This window comes from Campylobacter sp. CNRCH_2016_3089 (genome assembly GCF_025772505.1).
Taxonomy (GTDB): Bacteria; Campylobacterota; Campylobacteria; order Campylobacterales; family Campylobacteraceae; genus Campylobacter_D; species Campylobacter_D lari_D.
Window position 1 is genome coordinate 76,796 of the sequence record NZ_JAKMSF010000007.1, and the last position, 15,849, is coordinate 92,644.

Here is a 15,849-nt window from a genome sequence, read left to right on the forward strand (position 1 = left end):
AAATGGAAAATAAAAGCATAGCAATTTTTATAGATGCGGAAAATATTCCTTCAAAATACGCAAAATCGATTTTTGGTATTGCTTCTGATTATGGAGAAATTGTTATAAAGCGAATTTATGGAGATTGGACTCAAAAAAATATACAAAATTGGAAAGAACAAATCGCACAATATTCTATCATTGCTATGCAACAATTTAATTTTTTAGCTAATAAAAATTCAAGTGATATGTATTTAATTACTGATATTATGAGTGTTTTTTATGAAAAAGATATTGATATTTTTGTTATTGTATCAAGCGATAGTGATTATACTAGTTTGATACAGAAGCTAAAAGAAAATAAAAAACAAGTTATAGGCATGGGTTTAAAGCAAGCTGTAAAATCTTATGTGAATTCCTTTAGTGAATTCTTTTATTTAGATCAAGATAAATCAAAAACAAAAGTCATAATTGAAAAAGAATATATCAAAGATTTAATCAATATCGCAGAGGCTTTGATAGAAGAAAAAGGTCGCGCAGAATATGCTCAAATTCGTACCAATATGAACAGAAAACATGCAAATTTTATTCCACAAAATTTCGGCTTTAAAAATTTCAAAGCTTTGATGAAAGAACTTTTACCAAAGATGAAACAATTTAAAGAAGCAAATGAGAAAAATATTTATTTCCTTGAAAAAGCAAAGGCTTAAAAATGGAAAATATCTTAATAGCTTTTTTGGCTGTTGTAATTTTAGCTTTTGTATGGGTGGTATTTAAAAGTCAGAAAGAAAAAGTAAAGTTAGAATTTTTAAATCAAAACAATATGACTTTGCAAAATCAACTTTCTAATTTAGAGTTTGAAAAAACTGCACTTATGGAAAAAAATTCCAAACTTTTAGATGAAAAAATATCGTATTTATCTAAAAATGAAGCTTTAGAGGCAAAATTAGCACAAAAAGAACAAACTCAACAAGAACTTTTAAATATGCATTTAAAAGAGCGTGCAAATTTAAAAGAAGAATACACTCAAACCTTAATAAAATTAGAAGAAAAATATAAACAAAGTTTGGCGGGATTAAAACAAGAGCTAGAGCAAAATTTCCAAAAACAAAATGCTAGTATTTTAAATCAAAACAAACTTATGCTCAATGAAGATACAAAAAAAATCTTAGAAGAAATTTTCTTGCCTGTGAAAAAAAGTGTTAAAGAATATAGTGAAAAACTCAGTCAAAATGAAGTTAGCATTAAAACACAAATTGATCATATGTTTAAATTTAGTCAAAATATGGGAGAAAATGCAGATAAGCTAGCTAAAATTTTAAAAGGAGATAAAAAAATTCGTGGTAATTTTGCAGAATTACAACTAAAATCAGTTTTAGAAAATAGTGGTTTAGTAGAGGGTGTGCAGTATAAATTGCAAGAGAGATTTCAAGATGAGGGTAAAACTTACATTCCTGATGCGGTTGTGTTTTTAGATAAACAAAAAAGTATAGTTATAGATGCAAAATTTTCTCTACCAAGTGATTTTAGTTTTGAAGATATTAGTAAAAATGCCTGTCTTGATTTGGCTTATAATCTAAAATCAAGGATTGATGAGTTAGCTAAAAAGCCTTATATGCAGTATGATAAACACACTTATGAGTTTGTTTTGCTTTTTATACCTTATCAAAATATTCTAGATTTGATTTTAAATGTAGATCTTGAAATTTATCAATACGCTTACAAAAAAAAGGTTTATTTAACTACACCAAACACTCTTTTTATGGCATTAAATACTATAAATATTTCATGGAAAAATATACAAAGTAATGAAAATATCTTAAAAGCTTTTGATGAACTGGGTAAATTTCATGATAAATTTGCAGGCGTTTTGGATGATTTTGAAAAAATCAAAGAAAATGTTAAAAGATTAAACACAAATGTAGATAATATGCAAACAAAGCTTACTCATGGAAGTGGAAATATCGCTTCAAGAGTGATAAAGCTTAAAGAGCTAGGCGCTAAAACTCAAAAATTTATAAAATGTGAGATGAGCGATGAAAGCAGTATTTAAAGATAATATTTCTTATGAAAAAAAACTTATTGAAAAAGGTTTGGATGAGTTTTTAATGATGGAAAATGCAGGCATAGAGCTTGCAAATTTGATTAAGAAAAAAAGTAAAAACATAAAAAATGCCAAAATTTTATTTTTGCTCGGTACTGGTGGAAATGGAGCTGATGGACTTGTGGCTATAAGGCATTTAAAAAAAGCTTTTGCTTTTGTTATGCCATATAAAAAAAATACAATGTTTATCAAGCAAGAGCAAATTTTAAAAAATATAGGTTTTAAATTTTTAAAAAAAGAACCTAAATTTAAAGATTTTGACATCATTGTTGATTGTGTTTTTGGGAGTGGTTTAAATAAAGCTTTAGATGAAAATTTGCAAAGAATTTTTAAAAAAATTGCTAAAAGTAAGGCTTTAAAAATAGCTTGTGATGTTCCTAGCGGGCTTGGACAAGAGCTATGTTTTAAGGCTGATTACACTCTTTGCATGGGAGTGATTAAAGAAATTTTATTAGAAGATTTTGCAAAAGAATTTGCAGGTAAAATTAAAATTGCGAATTTGGGTTTAAAACCTTATATGCAAAATACTTCAAGTTTTTTACTAGAAAAAAAAGATTTAAAACTTATTACAAAAAAGATTAACTCAAATAAAGGCGATTTTGGCCATATTTATATTTTTGCAAATAAAAGTGCAGGTACTCTAGCAGGACTTGGTGCTTTAGAATTTGGAGCAGGACTTGTATCTTTAGTGGCTAAAGAAAGTTTTTCACCTTTGATTGTGCTAAAAGATGATATTGAAAGCAAAATAAATGCAGCTGCTATAGGTATGGGACTTGATGATTTAAGTATTTTAAAAGATGAAAGATTAAAAAACATTCCTTTAGTTTTAGACGCAAATTGCTTTCAAAGTGAAAATTTACTTTCATATCTTGCTAGAGAAGATGTTGTTTTAACCCCTCATCCTAAAGAATTTTGTATGCTTTTAAAACTTTGTTTTAATGAGGATATAAGCGTAGAAGAAATTCAAAACAAACGCTTTTTTTATGCAAGAAAGTTTAGTTCTAAATTTCAATGTGTTTTGGTATTAAAAGGAGCTAATCCTATTATTGCTCAAAAAGAAAAATTTTTTATAGTAAATTGTGGCAATGAAGCTTTAGCAAAAGGTGGAAGTGGGGATGTGTTAAGTGGTATGATAGCAGCTTTGCTTGGAGCTAAATTTAATGCTTTAGAAGCTGCTAAAAATGCAGTATTAGCTCATGCTTTAGTAGCTAAAAATTATAAGAAAAACAAAATTAGTTTTGATGCTTTAAAATTGATAAAGGGGTTAAAATGCTTATAAAATTAGCAATTTTATTTAGTGGTAATGGAAGTAATTTGGAAAATATTTTAGCAAAATTACATAAAAAAACTTTTGGTAAAAATACCTTTGAAGTGGTTTTATGCGTGTGCAATAAAAAAGAAGCTTATGGTATACAAAGAGCTTTAAAATATAACCTTAATACTCAAATTATAGAGCATGAAAAATTTACTTCAAGAGAAGAATTTGATGCAGAATTAGTAAAAATTATAAAAGAAAGTCAAGCAGATCTGACCATCTTAGCAGGATTTATGCGAATTTTAAGTCCTATTTTCACTCAAAATATAAAAGCTGTTAATCTTCATCCTTCTTTGCTTCCTTTATTTAAAGGTGCTCATGCTATCAAAGAAAGTTATGAGAGCGATATGAAAGTTGCGGGTGTTAGCGTGCATTGGGTTAATGAAGAGCTTGATGGTGGTAAAATCATTGCTCAAAAGGCGTTTGAAAAAGCTAAACTAAGCTTTGAAGAATTTGAAGATAAAATTCATAAATTAGAGTATGAAATTTTACCTGCAACTATTGTTGAAATTTTTGAAAATGATTAATTTTTTATCATTATAATTACGCTTTTTATTTTAAGGAAGTTAAATGTTTGAGTGGATTTTTAGTGTGGATGCGTGGGTAGTGTTGCTTACGCTTACAGCTTTAGAGATTGTGCTAGGGATTGATAATATCATTTTCTTGGCTATTTTGGTTTCTAAATTACCACCAGAACATAGAGATAAGGGTAGAGTTTTAGGCCTTGCTTTTGCGATGATTACTAGAATTTTATTGTTATTGTCTTTGTTTTGGGTTATGAAACTTGTTACACCTTTATTTAGTATATTAGGCAATGAAATTTCAGGTAGGGATTTGGTGCTTTTGCTTGGAGGTTTGTTTTTGATAGTTAAATCTATCAAAGAAATCAAAGAAAGTATAACACATCAAGAGGAAAGTCAAAGTAATATAAAAATCAGCAATAAACTTTGGATTGTAGTTGCTGAAATAGCTGTGATAGATATAGTATTTTCTCTAGATAGTGTTATTACTGCTGTGGGTATTGCTCAAGATATAGAGATTATGATTATTGCTGTTATTATTGCAGTATTAGTAATGCTTTTTGCTTCTAAGCCAATTGCAGATTTTGTAGAAAAATATCCAAGCATTAAAATTTTAGCTTTGGCATTTTTAGTAATGATAGGTTTTGTTTTAGTATGTGAAAGTTTTGATATTCATATAGATAAGGCCTATATTTATGTAGCTATGGCCTTTTCTTTGGTAGTTGAAATTTTAAACATTATTTCACAAAAAAAACAAACAAATAATTCTTAAAATATTTAGCATTTTTTATGCTAAATATTCTTGTTTATCTTGACTTTTAATATTTTTTTATGTAAAATAACGCTTTATTTTTATACATCGGGGTGTAGCGCAGTCTGGTTAGCGCACTTGGTTTGGGACCAAGGGGCCGAAGGTTCGAATCCTTTCACCCCGACCATTTTTATAAATGGTGAGTGTAGCTCAGTCGGTTAGAGCATCAGATTGTGGTCCTGAGGGTCGTGGGTTCGATTCCCATCACTCACCCCATCAGCGCTCGTAGCTCAACTGGATAGAGCGACAGACTTCGGATCTGTAGGTTATGGGTTCGATTCCTATCGGGCGCACCATAAGCCTATTGTTACTTTTATTTTTTTGCGCTCATAGCTCAGCTGGATAGAGCAACGGCCTTCTAAGCCGTAGGTCAGAGGTTCGAATCCTCTTGAGCGTACCACTTTTGCGGATGTGGTGAAATTGGCAGACACGCCAGACTTAGGATCTGGTGCAGCAATGCGTGAAGGTTCAAGTCCTTTCATCCGCACCACCATGCTTTGAAGCTACTTTCTAAAATTTTTAAAAAACTCAGGGAGCGGTTTTGGTAGCGGTTTTTTTCTCAAAAATTAATTTTTAACACTCCATATAAAATAATATAATTTACCATTATAATCTAAAAAAGAAATTGACTTTTATAAAAATATTTAAAAAAAGAATAAAATAAAAAATACATTTTACCTTTTTTATATTCAATTGCTAATTCATTTTCTATTTCTTTTTTTATTAAAAGAAGACAGTATAAAACTAAATACATTAATGTATTTGTTTTATTCATAAGGCTTAAAATTAGTTAAACCATTAAAACATATGAAATTTTATAATTATTAGTATTGGTAAAATAATGGTTTCTCAGCTTTTTCGGTTTTTTGCTTTTAGGATTAAGCAAATATTATTTTATATACATCTTAATCTTTTTATCAAAAATATAAAAAAAATTATTTTAATTTAAAATTATTATAAAATTATATCACTTAGTATTTTTAAGCTAGCGATTAGCTTAAGCTATGATCCTTTTTATATTTTATTAATTTATAAGAAGGTGATCATAATTGATATTAAAATAAAAATTAATCTGATTTTATCTTTTTTATTTTTTATAAAAATGAAATTTATTTTAGTTGGATCACTAGCTTAAAAATACTCTCATTTTTTTCTTAAAATATATCTTCATTTTTTTAAAGAGTTATGAAAAAAATATCCAAAAAATACAAGTTAATTTTTTCAAAAAATCTTACCTTTTTTGTTTTGATAAAAAGTTTAGTAAAATGGAAATTTTAAGCTGTATTTTAAAGCTTTCTTTTTGGAGTTTTATAGGTTAAAATTTATCAAAAAATAGCCCATTTTAAAACAATCACTACTCCATGCTAAGCAGATATACCATTTTCATTACCTTTAATGTAAAAAAGTATATATTTCGTATAAAATACTCTAATTTTTAAAATAATCACTACACCATGCTAAGCAGATATGTCGTTTTCGTTACCTTTAGCCTAAAAAGTATATATTTCGTATATTTTGATAAATTTTTGGTGTATTTTTTATAGATTTTTATAAAATTTGTCATTTTTGTTAAAAATAATCGTTTTTGCAATACATTACTTCGTAAGTATTAGATTATATGTTTTCGTTACCTTTAGTATTTTTTTGAGATTTTCTGTGTTTTTTTAAAAAATGAAAATGTTATGATTTTGTAATTTTTGTATGATAAAATATTATAAATTTTTGTTAAAAAAGGCAAGTTATTCTGTGTTTAAAAATATATTTTTCAAAAAAACTGTATCTGCTGATAATCCTAAAGATGAGATAAAACTAGATGAAACTCCTACGCAAAACAAAAGCGATAGATTAGAAAAAATAATTCACACTTGGGTAGTAAATTGCACTAAATATTCTTTAAAAAATCCTTATGATACAAGACGCATTAACAGAAAAAATGGCTGTATCAAATTTGTCTTAAAAGTATTTAACAAAACCAAAAATGAAGGTGCTTTAATTGGCATTAGCTCTTCACTTTATGATAAATATAAAAATCTCTATAAATCAAAACTTGCTAGAGTAAAGCAATCAAGTAAAATAAAAAGCTTACAAGAAAAATATCCCGATTTAGATATTATCAATGCTTATAAATATGCCATATTAAGCAATAAATGTGCTTTATTAAATGAAGATATTGAAGACTTTGAAAATATTATAAAGATTTTATTGCAATTAAATACCGCCAAATATAAACAAAAACAAGCCTAAAATCAAAAATCTACTATAAAGCAATATCAACCTAGCATTAAATAATTAAAATCGATTTATAAGCTTGTTTTGTTAGATTATGTTAAGGAAGTGGTGTTTAGTTATTATTTGTGTAATTTTGGCAAGCTCGAACGGATCTTACTTGCCGTGACGATTGTGTATTATAGCAATTTTATTTTTAAAAATCCACATAGTATATCTATCTATAATATTTAGCACTTTTTACTATCTTTTTTTAAAACATATTGCAATGGAGTTTTATAATTTAAGGCTAAATGTGACAAGAAGTATTGCAAATTACTAGCCACTTAGACATATCTTGCATTAAATCCTTTAAGATCTGTAAAAAAATAAATCTTTATAATAATTAGAAATCTTCTTTTAAACTTCTATTTTCTTCCAAATTCGCTTCATTACAAAATTATTGTTTATCTTTTATCAAAATGTTTTCTCACAAAAATAAGAATGATTTTATTTGTTTTTAGTGTTTTTTTACATTATTTTTTGTAAATTTATAATAAAACATAAATGCTTGTTTAAGGATTAAAAGATGAAAGTTATAGGTTTTGATATAGGAATTAATTCTATAGGCTGGGCTTTTGTAGAAAACGATGAGTTAAAAGATTGCGGAGTTAGGATATTTACAAAAGCTGAAAATCCGAAAAATAAGGAATCTTTAGCCTTGCCTAGACGCAATGCAAGAAGTTCTAGAAAACGCCTTAAAAGAAGAAAGTTGAGATTAATTGCTATAAAGCATATTCTTGCAAAAGAATTAAAATTAAACTACAAAGATTATATAGCAAACGATGGAGATCTGCCAAAAGCTTACGAAGGAAAGCTAACAAGCATTTATGAACTAAGATATAAAGCATTGACTCAGAAATTAGAAGCTAAAGATTTAGCAAGAGTGATTTTGCATATAGCAAAACATCGTGGCTACATGAACAAAAACGAAAAAAAATCAAACGACGTCGAAAAAGGAAAAATTCTAAGTGCTTTAAAAAATAATGCTTTGAAATTAGAAAATTATCAAAGCGTTGGAGAATATTTTTATAAAGAATTTTTCCAAAAATATAAAGAAAACACTAAAAATTTCATCAAGATTCGCAATACCAAAGATAATTACAATAATTGTATTTTAGCAAGTGATTTAGAAAAAGAACTAAAGCTTATCTTAGAAAAACAAAAAGAATTCGGCTATAACTATAGTGAAGATTTTATAAATGAGATTCTTAAAGTTGCATTTTTTCAAAGACCTTTAAAAGATTTTTCACATTTAGTAGGAGCTTGTGCTTTTTTTGAGGAAGAAAAGCGAGCTTGCAAAAATTCATATAGTACTTGGGAGTTCGTGGCTTTAACTAAGATTATTAACGAAATAAAAAGTTTGGAAAAAATAAGCGGAGAGATTGTATCAACTCAAACAATAGATGAAGTTTTAAATCTCATTTTAGATAAAGGAAGTATTACATATAAAAAATTTAGATCTTGTATTAATTTGCATGAAAGTATTAGTTTTAAAAGTCTTAAATATGATAAAGAAAATGCTGAAAATGCAAAATTAATTGATTTTAGAAAATTAGTAGAATTTAAAAAAGCTTTAGGGGAACACTCTCTTAGTAGACAAGAGTTAGATCAAATATCTACGCATATTACTTTAATAAAAGATAATGTTAAGCTTAAAACTGCTTTAGAAAAATATAATTTAAGCAATGAGCAAATCAATAATTTACTCGAAATTGAATTTAATGATTATATTAATCTCAGTTTTAAAGCACTTAGTATGATACTTCCTTTGATGAGAGAGGGAAAAAGATATGATGAAGCATGCGAGATTGCAAATTTAAAACCAAAAACAACCAACCAAAAACATGATTTCCTTCCAGCTTTTTGCAATAGTATATTTGTACATGAGCTTAGCAACCCTATTGTTAATAGAGCTATAAGTGAGTATAGAAAGGTCTTAAATGCTTTGCTTAAAAAATATGGCAAAGTACATAAAATTCATTTAGAATTAGCAAGAGATATAGGACTTAGCAAGAAAGCAAGAGAAAAAATAGAAAAAGAACAAAAAGAAAATCAAGCTGTTAATGCTTGGGCTTTAAATGAGTGTGAAAACATAGGGCTTAAGGCAAGTGCTAAAAATATTTTAAAATTAAAACTATGGAAAGAACAAAAAGAAATTTGTGTTTACAGTGGCAAGAAAATATCCATAGAACATTTAAAAGATGAAAAAGCCTTAGAAGTTGATCATATATATCCTTACTCAAGAAGTTTTGATGATTCATTTATGAATAAAGTTTTGGTTTTTACCAAAGAAAATCAAGAGAAACTTAACAAAACACCTTTTGAAGCTTTTGGAAAAAACATAGAAAAATGGAGCAAAATTCAAACACTAGTTCAAAATCTTCCTTATAAAAAGAAAAATAAAATTTTAGATGAAAATTTCAAAGATAAACAACAACAAGATTTTATTGATAGAAATTTAAATGACACAAGATATATTGCGACTTTAATAACTAAATATACAAAAGAGTATTTAAATTTTTTACCTTTAAATGAAAATGAAAATATAAATTTAAAAAGCGGGGAAAAAGGAAGTAAAATCCACGTTCAAACTGTCAATGGTATGCTCACATCCGTTTTAAGACATACTTGGGGTTTTGATAAAAAAGATAGAAATAATCATCTTCATCATGCACTTGATGCGATTATAGTTGCTTATAGTACAAACTCAATCATAAAAGCTTTTTCAGATTTTAGGAAAAATCAAGAGCTTCTAAAAGCAAGATTTTACGCTAAAGAGCTTACAAGTGATAATTATAAACATCAAGTTAAATTTTTTGAACCTTTTGAAGGGTTTAGAGAAAAAATTTTAAGTAAAATCGATGAAATATTTGTTTCAAAACCACCTAGAAAAAGAGCAAGAGGTGCTTTGCACAAAGAAACTTTTTATTCTGAAGATGAAATGATTAAAAAATATAATTCTAAAGAAGGTTTAAATATAGCATTAGACTGTGGAAAAATAAGGAAAATAGGTACAAAATATGTTGAAAATGATACTATGGTAAGGGTTGATATCTTCAAAAAACAAAACAAATTTTATGCTATACCTATTTATACTATGGATTTTGCCTTAGGAATTTTGCCAAATAAAATAGTGGTCATTGGTAAAGATAAAAATAACAATCCAAAGCAATGGCAAGAAATAGATGGAAGTTATGAATTTTGTTTTTCTTTGTATAAAAATGATTTAATTCTGTTACAGAAAAAAGATATGCAAGAAGCTGAATTTGCTTATTATAATGGTTTTGGTATCAGTACATCTAGTATTTGTGTTGAAAAACACGATAATAAATTTGAAAATTTAACACCTAATCAAAAATTATTATTTTCTAATGCAAAAGAAGGAAGTGTTAAGGTTGAAAATTTAGGGATTCAAAATTTAAAAGTATTTGAAAAATACATTATAACCCCTCTTGGAGATAAAATAAAAGCAGATTTTCAACCAAGAGAAAATATCTCTTTAAAATCAAGTAAAAAAAATGGCTTATGATGAAGCTTTTAAAAGCGTATTGATCGCAAATCAAGCAAAGCTAAGTCTTGAATTAAATCATCTTGTAATAAAACAAGATGATAAAGAGGCTAGAATTTTTCTAAAAGATATTAATTTTGTTATATTAGAATCTTTACAGGCAAGTATTACTTCAAGTTTGCTTAGCGCTTTAGCTAAATACAAAATTATACTTTTAACTTGTGATGAATCCCATAATATAAATGGAATTTTTTCTCCATTTTTGGGACATTTTATAAGTGCAAAAGTAGCTAAAAAACAAATTGCGGTAAGTTTGCAAAGAAAAGCAATTTTATGGCAAAAGATTATTAAAAACAAAATTTCAAATCAAGCTTATATTTTAAAAATTACCAATCATTCCAAAGAATCCAAAGAACTTTTAAATATGGCTAAGAATATAAATTTAAACGACTCTAAAAACTTAGAATCAACTGCAGCTGCTTTATATTTTAAAACTTTATTTGGCAAAGATTTTGCAAGAAATGATATATGTTTTATAAATTCAGGATTAAACTATGGCTATGCTATTATAAGGTCGCTTATCGTTAGGGCTGTTTGTATAAGTGGGCTTTTGCCGTGGCAGGGTATAAAACACGATAATATTTATAATGATTTTAATCTTTGTGATGATTTGATAGAAGTTTTTAGACCGTTGATTGATTTATGTGTATTTAAGCTAAAAGATACAAAAGATAGTGAATTTTTAGACAAGGAAACAAAGCAAAAATTAATTGGTATTTTGCAAGAAGAGGTGGTTTTTGAAAATAAATCTTATCCTTTAAACAGGGCTATAAATTTCTATGTTCAAAATTTTAAAAACGCTTTATTGGAAGATGATGAGCTGATGATGGTAAATTTATATGATAGAAGATAAATTTATGAGAGTTTTATTGATGTTTGATATGCCCACAAAAAGTAAAAAGGATCAAAAAAATGCAAATAAATTTAGAACTTCATTGATAAAGCTTGGATTTTTTATGATGCAATTTAGCGTGTATGTGAAAATTTGCAAAGGATCAGCTTCAGCTAAAACAACGATAAAATCTATAGAGAAAATTTTACCACCTTATGGAAATATAAGGGTTTTAACCATAACAGAAAAACAATTTGACAATATGCAAATTCTTTTAGGCGGAGCTTCTTTTAATGAAAAAATAAATGATGATAAAAATCTAGTTTTATTTGAATATGATGAAAAAAGTAAAGAATTTAAATACGGTAATGAAAAATTAAGTAAAGAAAAGAAAAAAACTAAGTTTATACAACCTAGTTTATTTGAATTTTAATGGTTTTAAAGGGATTGTAACCCTGCGTGGATGACCAAAAACCACTTATTTTAGTCTCTTTTTAAATTTCTTTAGCAAGAATTATAGCATATTTTAGGTTTTTTTCTATAGAAAAACACCTAGTTTTCTTTATTTGATAAAGATCTATTTTATCATAAAGAAATTTAAAAAGAGACTAAAACTTCCAACCCATCGCTTTTTAATACAAATTCATTTTATCATAAAGAAATTTAAAAAGAGACTAAAACATCATATTCTTGTTTATTTGGAGTATCGCCATTTTATCATAAAGAAATTTAAAAAGAGACTAAAACTTAATCCTTTAATCCTTTAATCCCTAAATAATTTTATCATAAAGAAATTTAAAAAGAGACTAAAACTGCAGTAAAGCACCTTTGTTATATTTTTGTAATTTTATCATAAAGAAATTTAAAAAGAGACTAAAACCAATCTACTTTCTTACCTTGATTAACCATTATTTTATCATAAAGAAATTTAAAAAGAGACTAAAACATAGAGCTTATCATCGCTATTAATTAAATTATTTTATCATAAAGAAATTTAAAAAGAGACTAAAACTATTGCTATGTTTGGATTATTACAACCATTATTTTATCATAAAGAAATTTAAAAAGAGACTAAAACCAATAATCGTTGTCTTCTTTATCTAAAAAAATTTTATCATAAAGAAATTTAAAAAGAGACTAAAACAGATAAACTTCCAAAATTCAATAATGAAGGATTTTATCATAAAGAAATTTAAAAAGAGACTAAAACATCATCATCATAATTTTTAGCTTCTCTATTATTTTATCATAAAGAAATTTAAAAAGAGACTAAAACATATTTCTATGATAGCTTATAGGTAAAATAATTTTATCATAAAGAAATTTAAAAAGAGACTAAAACTTTTTTACTCTCTCCGTTTTTATTATCACCATTTTATCATAAAGAAATTTAAAAAGAGACTAAAACTATATCACTAACAATAAAATTTAAACTTAGATTTTATCATAAAGAAATTTAAAAAGAGACTAAAACTATATCATATTTTTCGTATAAATCTTGCATATTTTATCATAAAGAAATTTAAAAAGAGACTAAAACATTATCATCGCTTGACTTTCTCTCATCATAATTTTATCATAAAGAAATTTAAAAAGAGACTAAAACTTCTTGCATACCTAAATGCTCTAGTTCTCTATTTTATCATAAAGAAATTTAAAAAGAGACTAAAACAAGATTCACACTCATTTTCAACACCATTATATTTTATCATAAAGAAATTTAAAAAGAGACTAAAACCGCAAGTTAAGGTAAGGTTAAACACTAATGATTTTATCATAAAGAAATTTAAAAAGAGACTAAAACTAGCCTAGCTAAATTTTGAAAAAGTCTTTTATTTTATCATAAAGAAATTTAAAAAGAGACTAAAACTTAACAATTTAACTTAAAGGATTAAACTATATTTTATCATAAAGAAATTTAAAAAGAGACTAAAACTAAGTAAGAATAATATCCACTATCCCACTTATTTTATCATAAAGAAATTTAAAAAGAGACTAAAACCTTCTTGCTTCAAACTCATACGCTTTAGTTATTTTATCATAAAGAAATTTAAAAAGAGACTAAAACAAGGTTTACCTTTATTTTCTAATCCAAGAAATTTTATCATAAAGAAATTTAAAAAGAGACTAAAACACTGGCGGTTTAAAGGTTACTCAAACTGGATTTTATCATAAAGAAATTTAAAAAGAGACTAAAATCATATACAAATTAATCAATAATATCTGAAATTGGTTTTTTTAGCTAAAACAATTTAAATATTTATGGGTAAGTTTGTTTTGTATTATTTTTGCAATTTTGGATTAATTTATATAATTGATCTTCCTCAAATCCATCATTTATTCCTGCTTCAGCAAACTCTAACTGTTCTTTGTGAAATTCTTCATCATCTTTAAAAGCCTCAAAACTTTTTATCCATAATGCTTTTCTCTGGTTTATATATTCTTCGTTTTTAAACATATCTATCCTTTTGTTTTATTATTTAATTTTGCTTATTTTAATTTTTCTAAGATAATTTCAAAAGTATTTTCGCTTACACCCATTAAAAATCCTAAGCTAATAATATAAAGAATATATCAAAAATAGACTTTATAACTTATAAACAATTTTTTCTGCAAATATATTATTTAAACTATTCTTAGTAGAAATTTGTAGATTTCATAAATATCAAGAATATCAACAAAGTAACTATGGATATAATACAAAGTTGATAAAAGCTAGATCTTTGAAATATTATAATTAAAAAATAATATTGTATTTTTAAAGTTGATTAGATAATATATTAATTTAATAATTTTTATAACAAAAAAAGGAAATAAAATGGGACAATATATTGTATTAGCCTTTGCAATAGCAGTTGCCATATTTGTGACATTTTATGACTTTGATAAAGATAAAAAAACCGATAATAATAAAAAATAATTGATTTTGATATTTTATAATAGAAGCATGTTTATATCTTTTAGCTTTTATTTTTTATTGCTAGATAATAATATAAATAAAAATTTTAAAAAGTATTATTTATAAAAATACCTGCGAAACAATCTTAAGATTCATGGAATCTATTGGCGTAGGATTATTTGTAAATAGTCTTTATGGTTTGCAAATGAGCGATAGTTGCACTATCATCGATCTTTCTTAAAGAATGATCTTTTTTTGAAAGAAAATGAGAGAGAATGGATGGTTATAATATAGCTATTTTAATTGGTGCTATCACTCTTATTTTTGGCACATTGGTTTTAGTAGCTCATTATTTTAACGATAAATACATTAATGAAAGAAAAAGTTAGTCTTTATTTTAGCTTCTTAGCACACCCTATAAGTTGGGAATAGATTTTTTTATTCTCTTCCTGGGCAATATAATTTTCTATTCCTTTTTTATTATCAAATCAAAAAAAAGGAAAAACATGTCAGCAATAATAAATACAAATCAAAATATAGAATTAAACAAAGAAAGAATCGCTCTAATTAAAAAACATTTCTTCCCTGCTGAAACTAAGATCAATAAAACAGAAATAAAATATTACCTTAGTGTCGTAACTAAATATGATCTAGATCCTTTCTTGCACCAAGTATTTTTTGTTCCTCATAGGGCAAAAGTTACAAAAAATGGTAAAGATGTGTGGGTTGAAAAAATAGAACCTTTAGTGGGTAGAGATGGCTTTTTAGCTATTGCTCACAAAAGCGGAAAATTTGGTGGTATTCGTTCTTATAGCGAGATTAAAAACTATCCAAAATTAGTGAATAATCAATGGCAATACACTCAAGATTTGGTTGCAATTTGTGAAGTTTATAGAACTGATACAAATAAGCCTTTTATAGTTGAAGTTGCATATAGTGAATATGTGCAAAAAACATTGAAAATGCCTACAATCTAGTATAAAATAGCTTAATATAAGTTAAATACAAAAGCTTGATATATAGAATAAATAACCTATCATAAATTGTGTTATAATGACAAAGGATTAAATATGCAAGGAAATATTATGGCTCAGCAAAAAGAGTATATACTTAATGAAAGTTTTAAAGCTTTATTGGAAAGTATTTTTTCTAATCCTGAACAATCACAAAAATTAATTAAAGCTTTTGAAGAGCTTGTTAATGGTAGAGCAACTACTCAAAGATTGAATTTTGAAAATCTTAAAAATCAAACTATAGAAGAAATAAGACAAGAGCTTGTAAGTAAAGATTTATTTCAATCAGAGATTAAAAGATTGGAAAGTTTAATTTATTCTGAAGTTGCAAGACTAGAAGGAATTATTAACACCAAAATAGCTGAAATTAAAACTGAAATAGCTGAAGTTAAAACTGAATTCTCAGAACAAATTTCTAGCGCTAAGCAAAAAGCGCTTTATTGGCTTTTAGGTACTGCAGTAGCAACTACAGTAACTATACTTTCAAGCATTTGGGCTATGATGAATTTTATGCTAGAAAGCTTAAAATAAAAATTATT

The 15,849-nt window shown here is 26.2% G+C and carries 12 protein-coding genes, 5 tRNA genes and 1 CRISPR repeat array; of the genes, 16 read left to right on the forward strand and 1 reads right to left on the reverse strand.

What is annotated here, in order from left to right; all coding sequences use genetic code 11:
• Positions 1-2 precede the first annotated feature (2 nt).
• From L8W69_RS06105 to cas2, 14 genes are all read left to right on the forward strand, one after another.
• Positions 3-689, forward strand: coding sequence for an NYN domain-containing protein (locus L8W69_RS06105; RefSeq protein WP_133318989.1), 687 nt, complete (start codon positions 3-5; stop codon positions 687-689).
• 2 nt (positions 690-691) lie between these two features.
• Positions 692-2,032 (forward strand): DNA recombination protein RmuC, encoded by a 1,341-nt coding sequence (rmuC, locus tag L8W69_RS06110; RefSeq protein ID WP_263666672.1) that lies wholly within the window; start codon positions 692-694, stop codon positions 2,030-2,032.
• Positions 2,016-3,362 (forward strand): NAD(P)H-hydrate dehydratase, encoded by a 1,347-nt coding sequence (locus L8W69_RS06115; RefSeq protein WP_263666673.1) that lies wholly within the window; start codon positions 2,016-2,018, stop codon positions 3,360-3,362. Before rmuC ends, L8W69_RS06115 begins: the two co-directional genes overlap by 17 nt.
• Positions 3,353-3,925, forward strand: coding sequence for a phosphoribosylglycinamide formyltransferase (gene purN / locus L8W69_RS06120; RefSeq protein ID WP_263666674.1), 573 nt, complete (start codon positions 3,353-3,355; stop codon positions 3,923-3,925). The genes L8W69_RS06115 and purN overlap by 10 nt, the downstream gene beginning before the upstream one ends.
• Before the next feature lie 43 nt (positions 3,926-3,968).
• Complete coding sequence (locus L8W69_RS06125) at positions 3,969-4,691, forward strand: TerC family protein (protein WP_263666675.1); 723 nt, start codon at positions 3,969-3,971, stop codon at positions 4,689-4,691.
• Between the two features lie 88 nt (positions 4,692-4,779).
• A tRNA-Pro gene (locus L8W69_RS06130) sits at positions 4,780-4,857 on the forward strand.
• Between the two features lie 12 nt (positions 4,858-4,869).
• Positions 4,870-4,946 (forward strand) — tRNA-His (locus tag L8W69_RS06135).
• A 3-nt stretch (positions 4,947-4,949) separates the two neighbouring features.
• Positions 4,950-5,026 (forward strand) — tRNA-Arg (locus L8W69_RS06140).
• 27 nt (positions 5,027-5,053) lie between these two features.
• Positions 5,054-5,130, forward strand: a tRNA-Arg gene (locus tag L8W69_RS06145).
• 5 nt (positions 5,131-5,135) lie between these two features.
• Positions 5,136-5,220: transfer RNA gene (locus L8W69_RS06150), tRNA-Leu, on the forward strand.
• 1,256 nt (positions 5,221-6,476) lie between these two features.
• Positions 6,477-6,974, forward strand: a complete 498-nt coding sequence (locus L8W69_RS06155; protein ID WP_263666676.1) for a hypothetical protein — start codon at positions 6,477-6,479, stop codon at positions 6,972-6,974.
• Positions 6,975-7,524: 550 nt separating this feature from the next.
• The gene (gene cas9 / locus L8W69_RS06160; protein ID WP_263666678.1) at positions 7,525-10,527 is read left to right on the forward strand and encodes a type II CRISPR RNA-guided endonuclease Cas9; all 3,003 of its coding nucleotides are present in this window, start codon (positions 7,525-7,527) and stop codon (positions 10,525-10,527) included.
• Positions 10,517-11,419, forward strand: a complete 903-nt coding sequence (gene cas1 / locus L8W69_RS06165; protein ID WP_263666679.1) for a type II CRISPR-associated endonuclease Cas1 — start codon at positions 10,517-10,519, stop codon at positions 11,417-11,419. The genes cas9 and cas1 overlap by 11 nt, the downstream gene beginning before the upstream one ends.
• Positions 11,406-11,831 carry a CRISPR-associated endonuclease Cas2 gene (gene cas2 / locus L8W69_RS06170; RefSeq protein ID WP_263666681.1) on the forward strand — a complete coding sequence of 142 codons (426 nt, stop codon included), beginning with the start codon at positions 11,406-11,408 and terminating at the stop codon, positions 11,829-11,831. The genes cas1 and cas2 overlap by 14 nt, the downstream gene beginning before the upstream one ends.
• Before the next feature lie 146 nt (positions 11,832-11,977).
• Positions 11,978-13,597: a CRISPR direct-repeat array (repeat unit 36 nt; unit sequence ATTTTATCATAAAGAAATTTAAAAAGAGACTAAAAC).
• Positions 13,598-13,658: 61 nt separating this feature from the next.
• Here cas2 and L8W69_RS06175 read toward each other — a convergent pair.
• Positions 13,659-13,856: a hypothetical protein gene (locus L8W69_RS06175; protein ID WP_263666682.1), complete on the reverse strand. Its 198-nt coding sequence runs from the start codon at positions 13,854-13,856 to the stop codon at positions 13,659-13,661.
• A 947-nt stretch (positions 13,857-14,803) separates the two neighbouring features.
• Here L8W69_RS06175 and L8W69_RS06180 point away from each other — a divergent pair.
• Positions 14,804-15,274 (forward strand): recombinase RecT, encoded by a 471-nt coding sequence (locus L8W69_RS06180; RefSeq protein WP_263666683.1) that lies wholly within the window; start codon positions 14,804-14,806, stop codon positions 15,272-15,274.
• Between the two features lie 93 nt (positions 15,275-15,367).
• On the forward strand, positions 15,368-15,841 hold the full coding sequence (locus L8W69_RS06185; protein ID WP_263666684.1) for a hypothetical protein: 474 nt from the start codon (positions 15,368-15,370) through the stop codon (positions 15,839-15,841).
• Positions 15,842-15,849 lie beyond the last annotated feature (8 nt).

Bases quoted from the DNA above. Each gene is read 5' to 3' on its own strand.
- purN (WP_263666674.1), top strand. From the start codon at position 3,353: ATGCTTATAAAATTAGCAATTTTATTTAGTGGTAATGGAAGTAATTTG.
- cas1 (WP_263666679.1), top strand. From the start codon at position 10,517: ATGGCTTATGATGAAGCTTTTAAAAGCGTATTGATCGCAAATCAAGCA.
- L8W69_RS06125 (WP_263666675.1), top strand. From the start codon at position 3,969: ATGTTTGAGTGGATTTTTAGTGTGGATGCGTGGGTAGTGTTGCTTACG.
- L8W69_RS06185 (WP_263666684.1), top strand. From the start codon at position 15,368: ATGCAAGGAAATATTATGGCTCAGCAAAAAGAGTATATACTTAATGAA.
- L8W69_RS06105 (WP_133318989.1), top strand. From the start codon at position 3: ATGGAAAATAAAAGCATAGCAATTTTTATAGATGCGGAAAATATTCCT.
- L8W69_RS06180 (WP_263666683.1), top strand. From the start codon at position 14,804: ATGTCAGCAATAATAAATACAAATCAAAATATAGAATTAAACAAAGAA.
- cas9 (WP_263666678.1), top strand. From the start codon at position 7,525: ATGAAAGTTATAGGTTTTGATATAGGAATTAATTCTATAGGCTGGGCT.
- L8W69_RS06175 (WP_263666682.1), bottom strand. From the start codon at position 13,856: ATGTTTAAAAACGAAGAATATATAAACCAGAGAAAAGCATTATGGATA.
- cas2 (WP_263666681.1), top strand. From the start codon at position 11,406: ATGATAGAAGATAAATTTATGAGAGTTTTATTGATGTTTGATATGCCC.
- L8W69_RS06115 (WP_263666673.1), top strand. From the start codon at position 2,016: ATGAAAGCAGTATTTAAAGATAATATTTCTTATGAAAAAAAACTTATT.
- rmuC (WP_263666672.1), top strand. From the start codon at position 692: ATGGAAAATATCTTAATAGCTTTTTTGGCTGTTGTAATTTTAGCTTTT.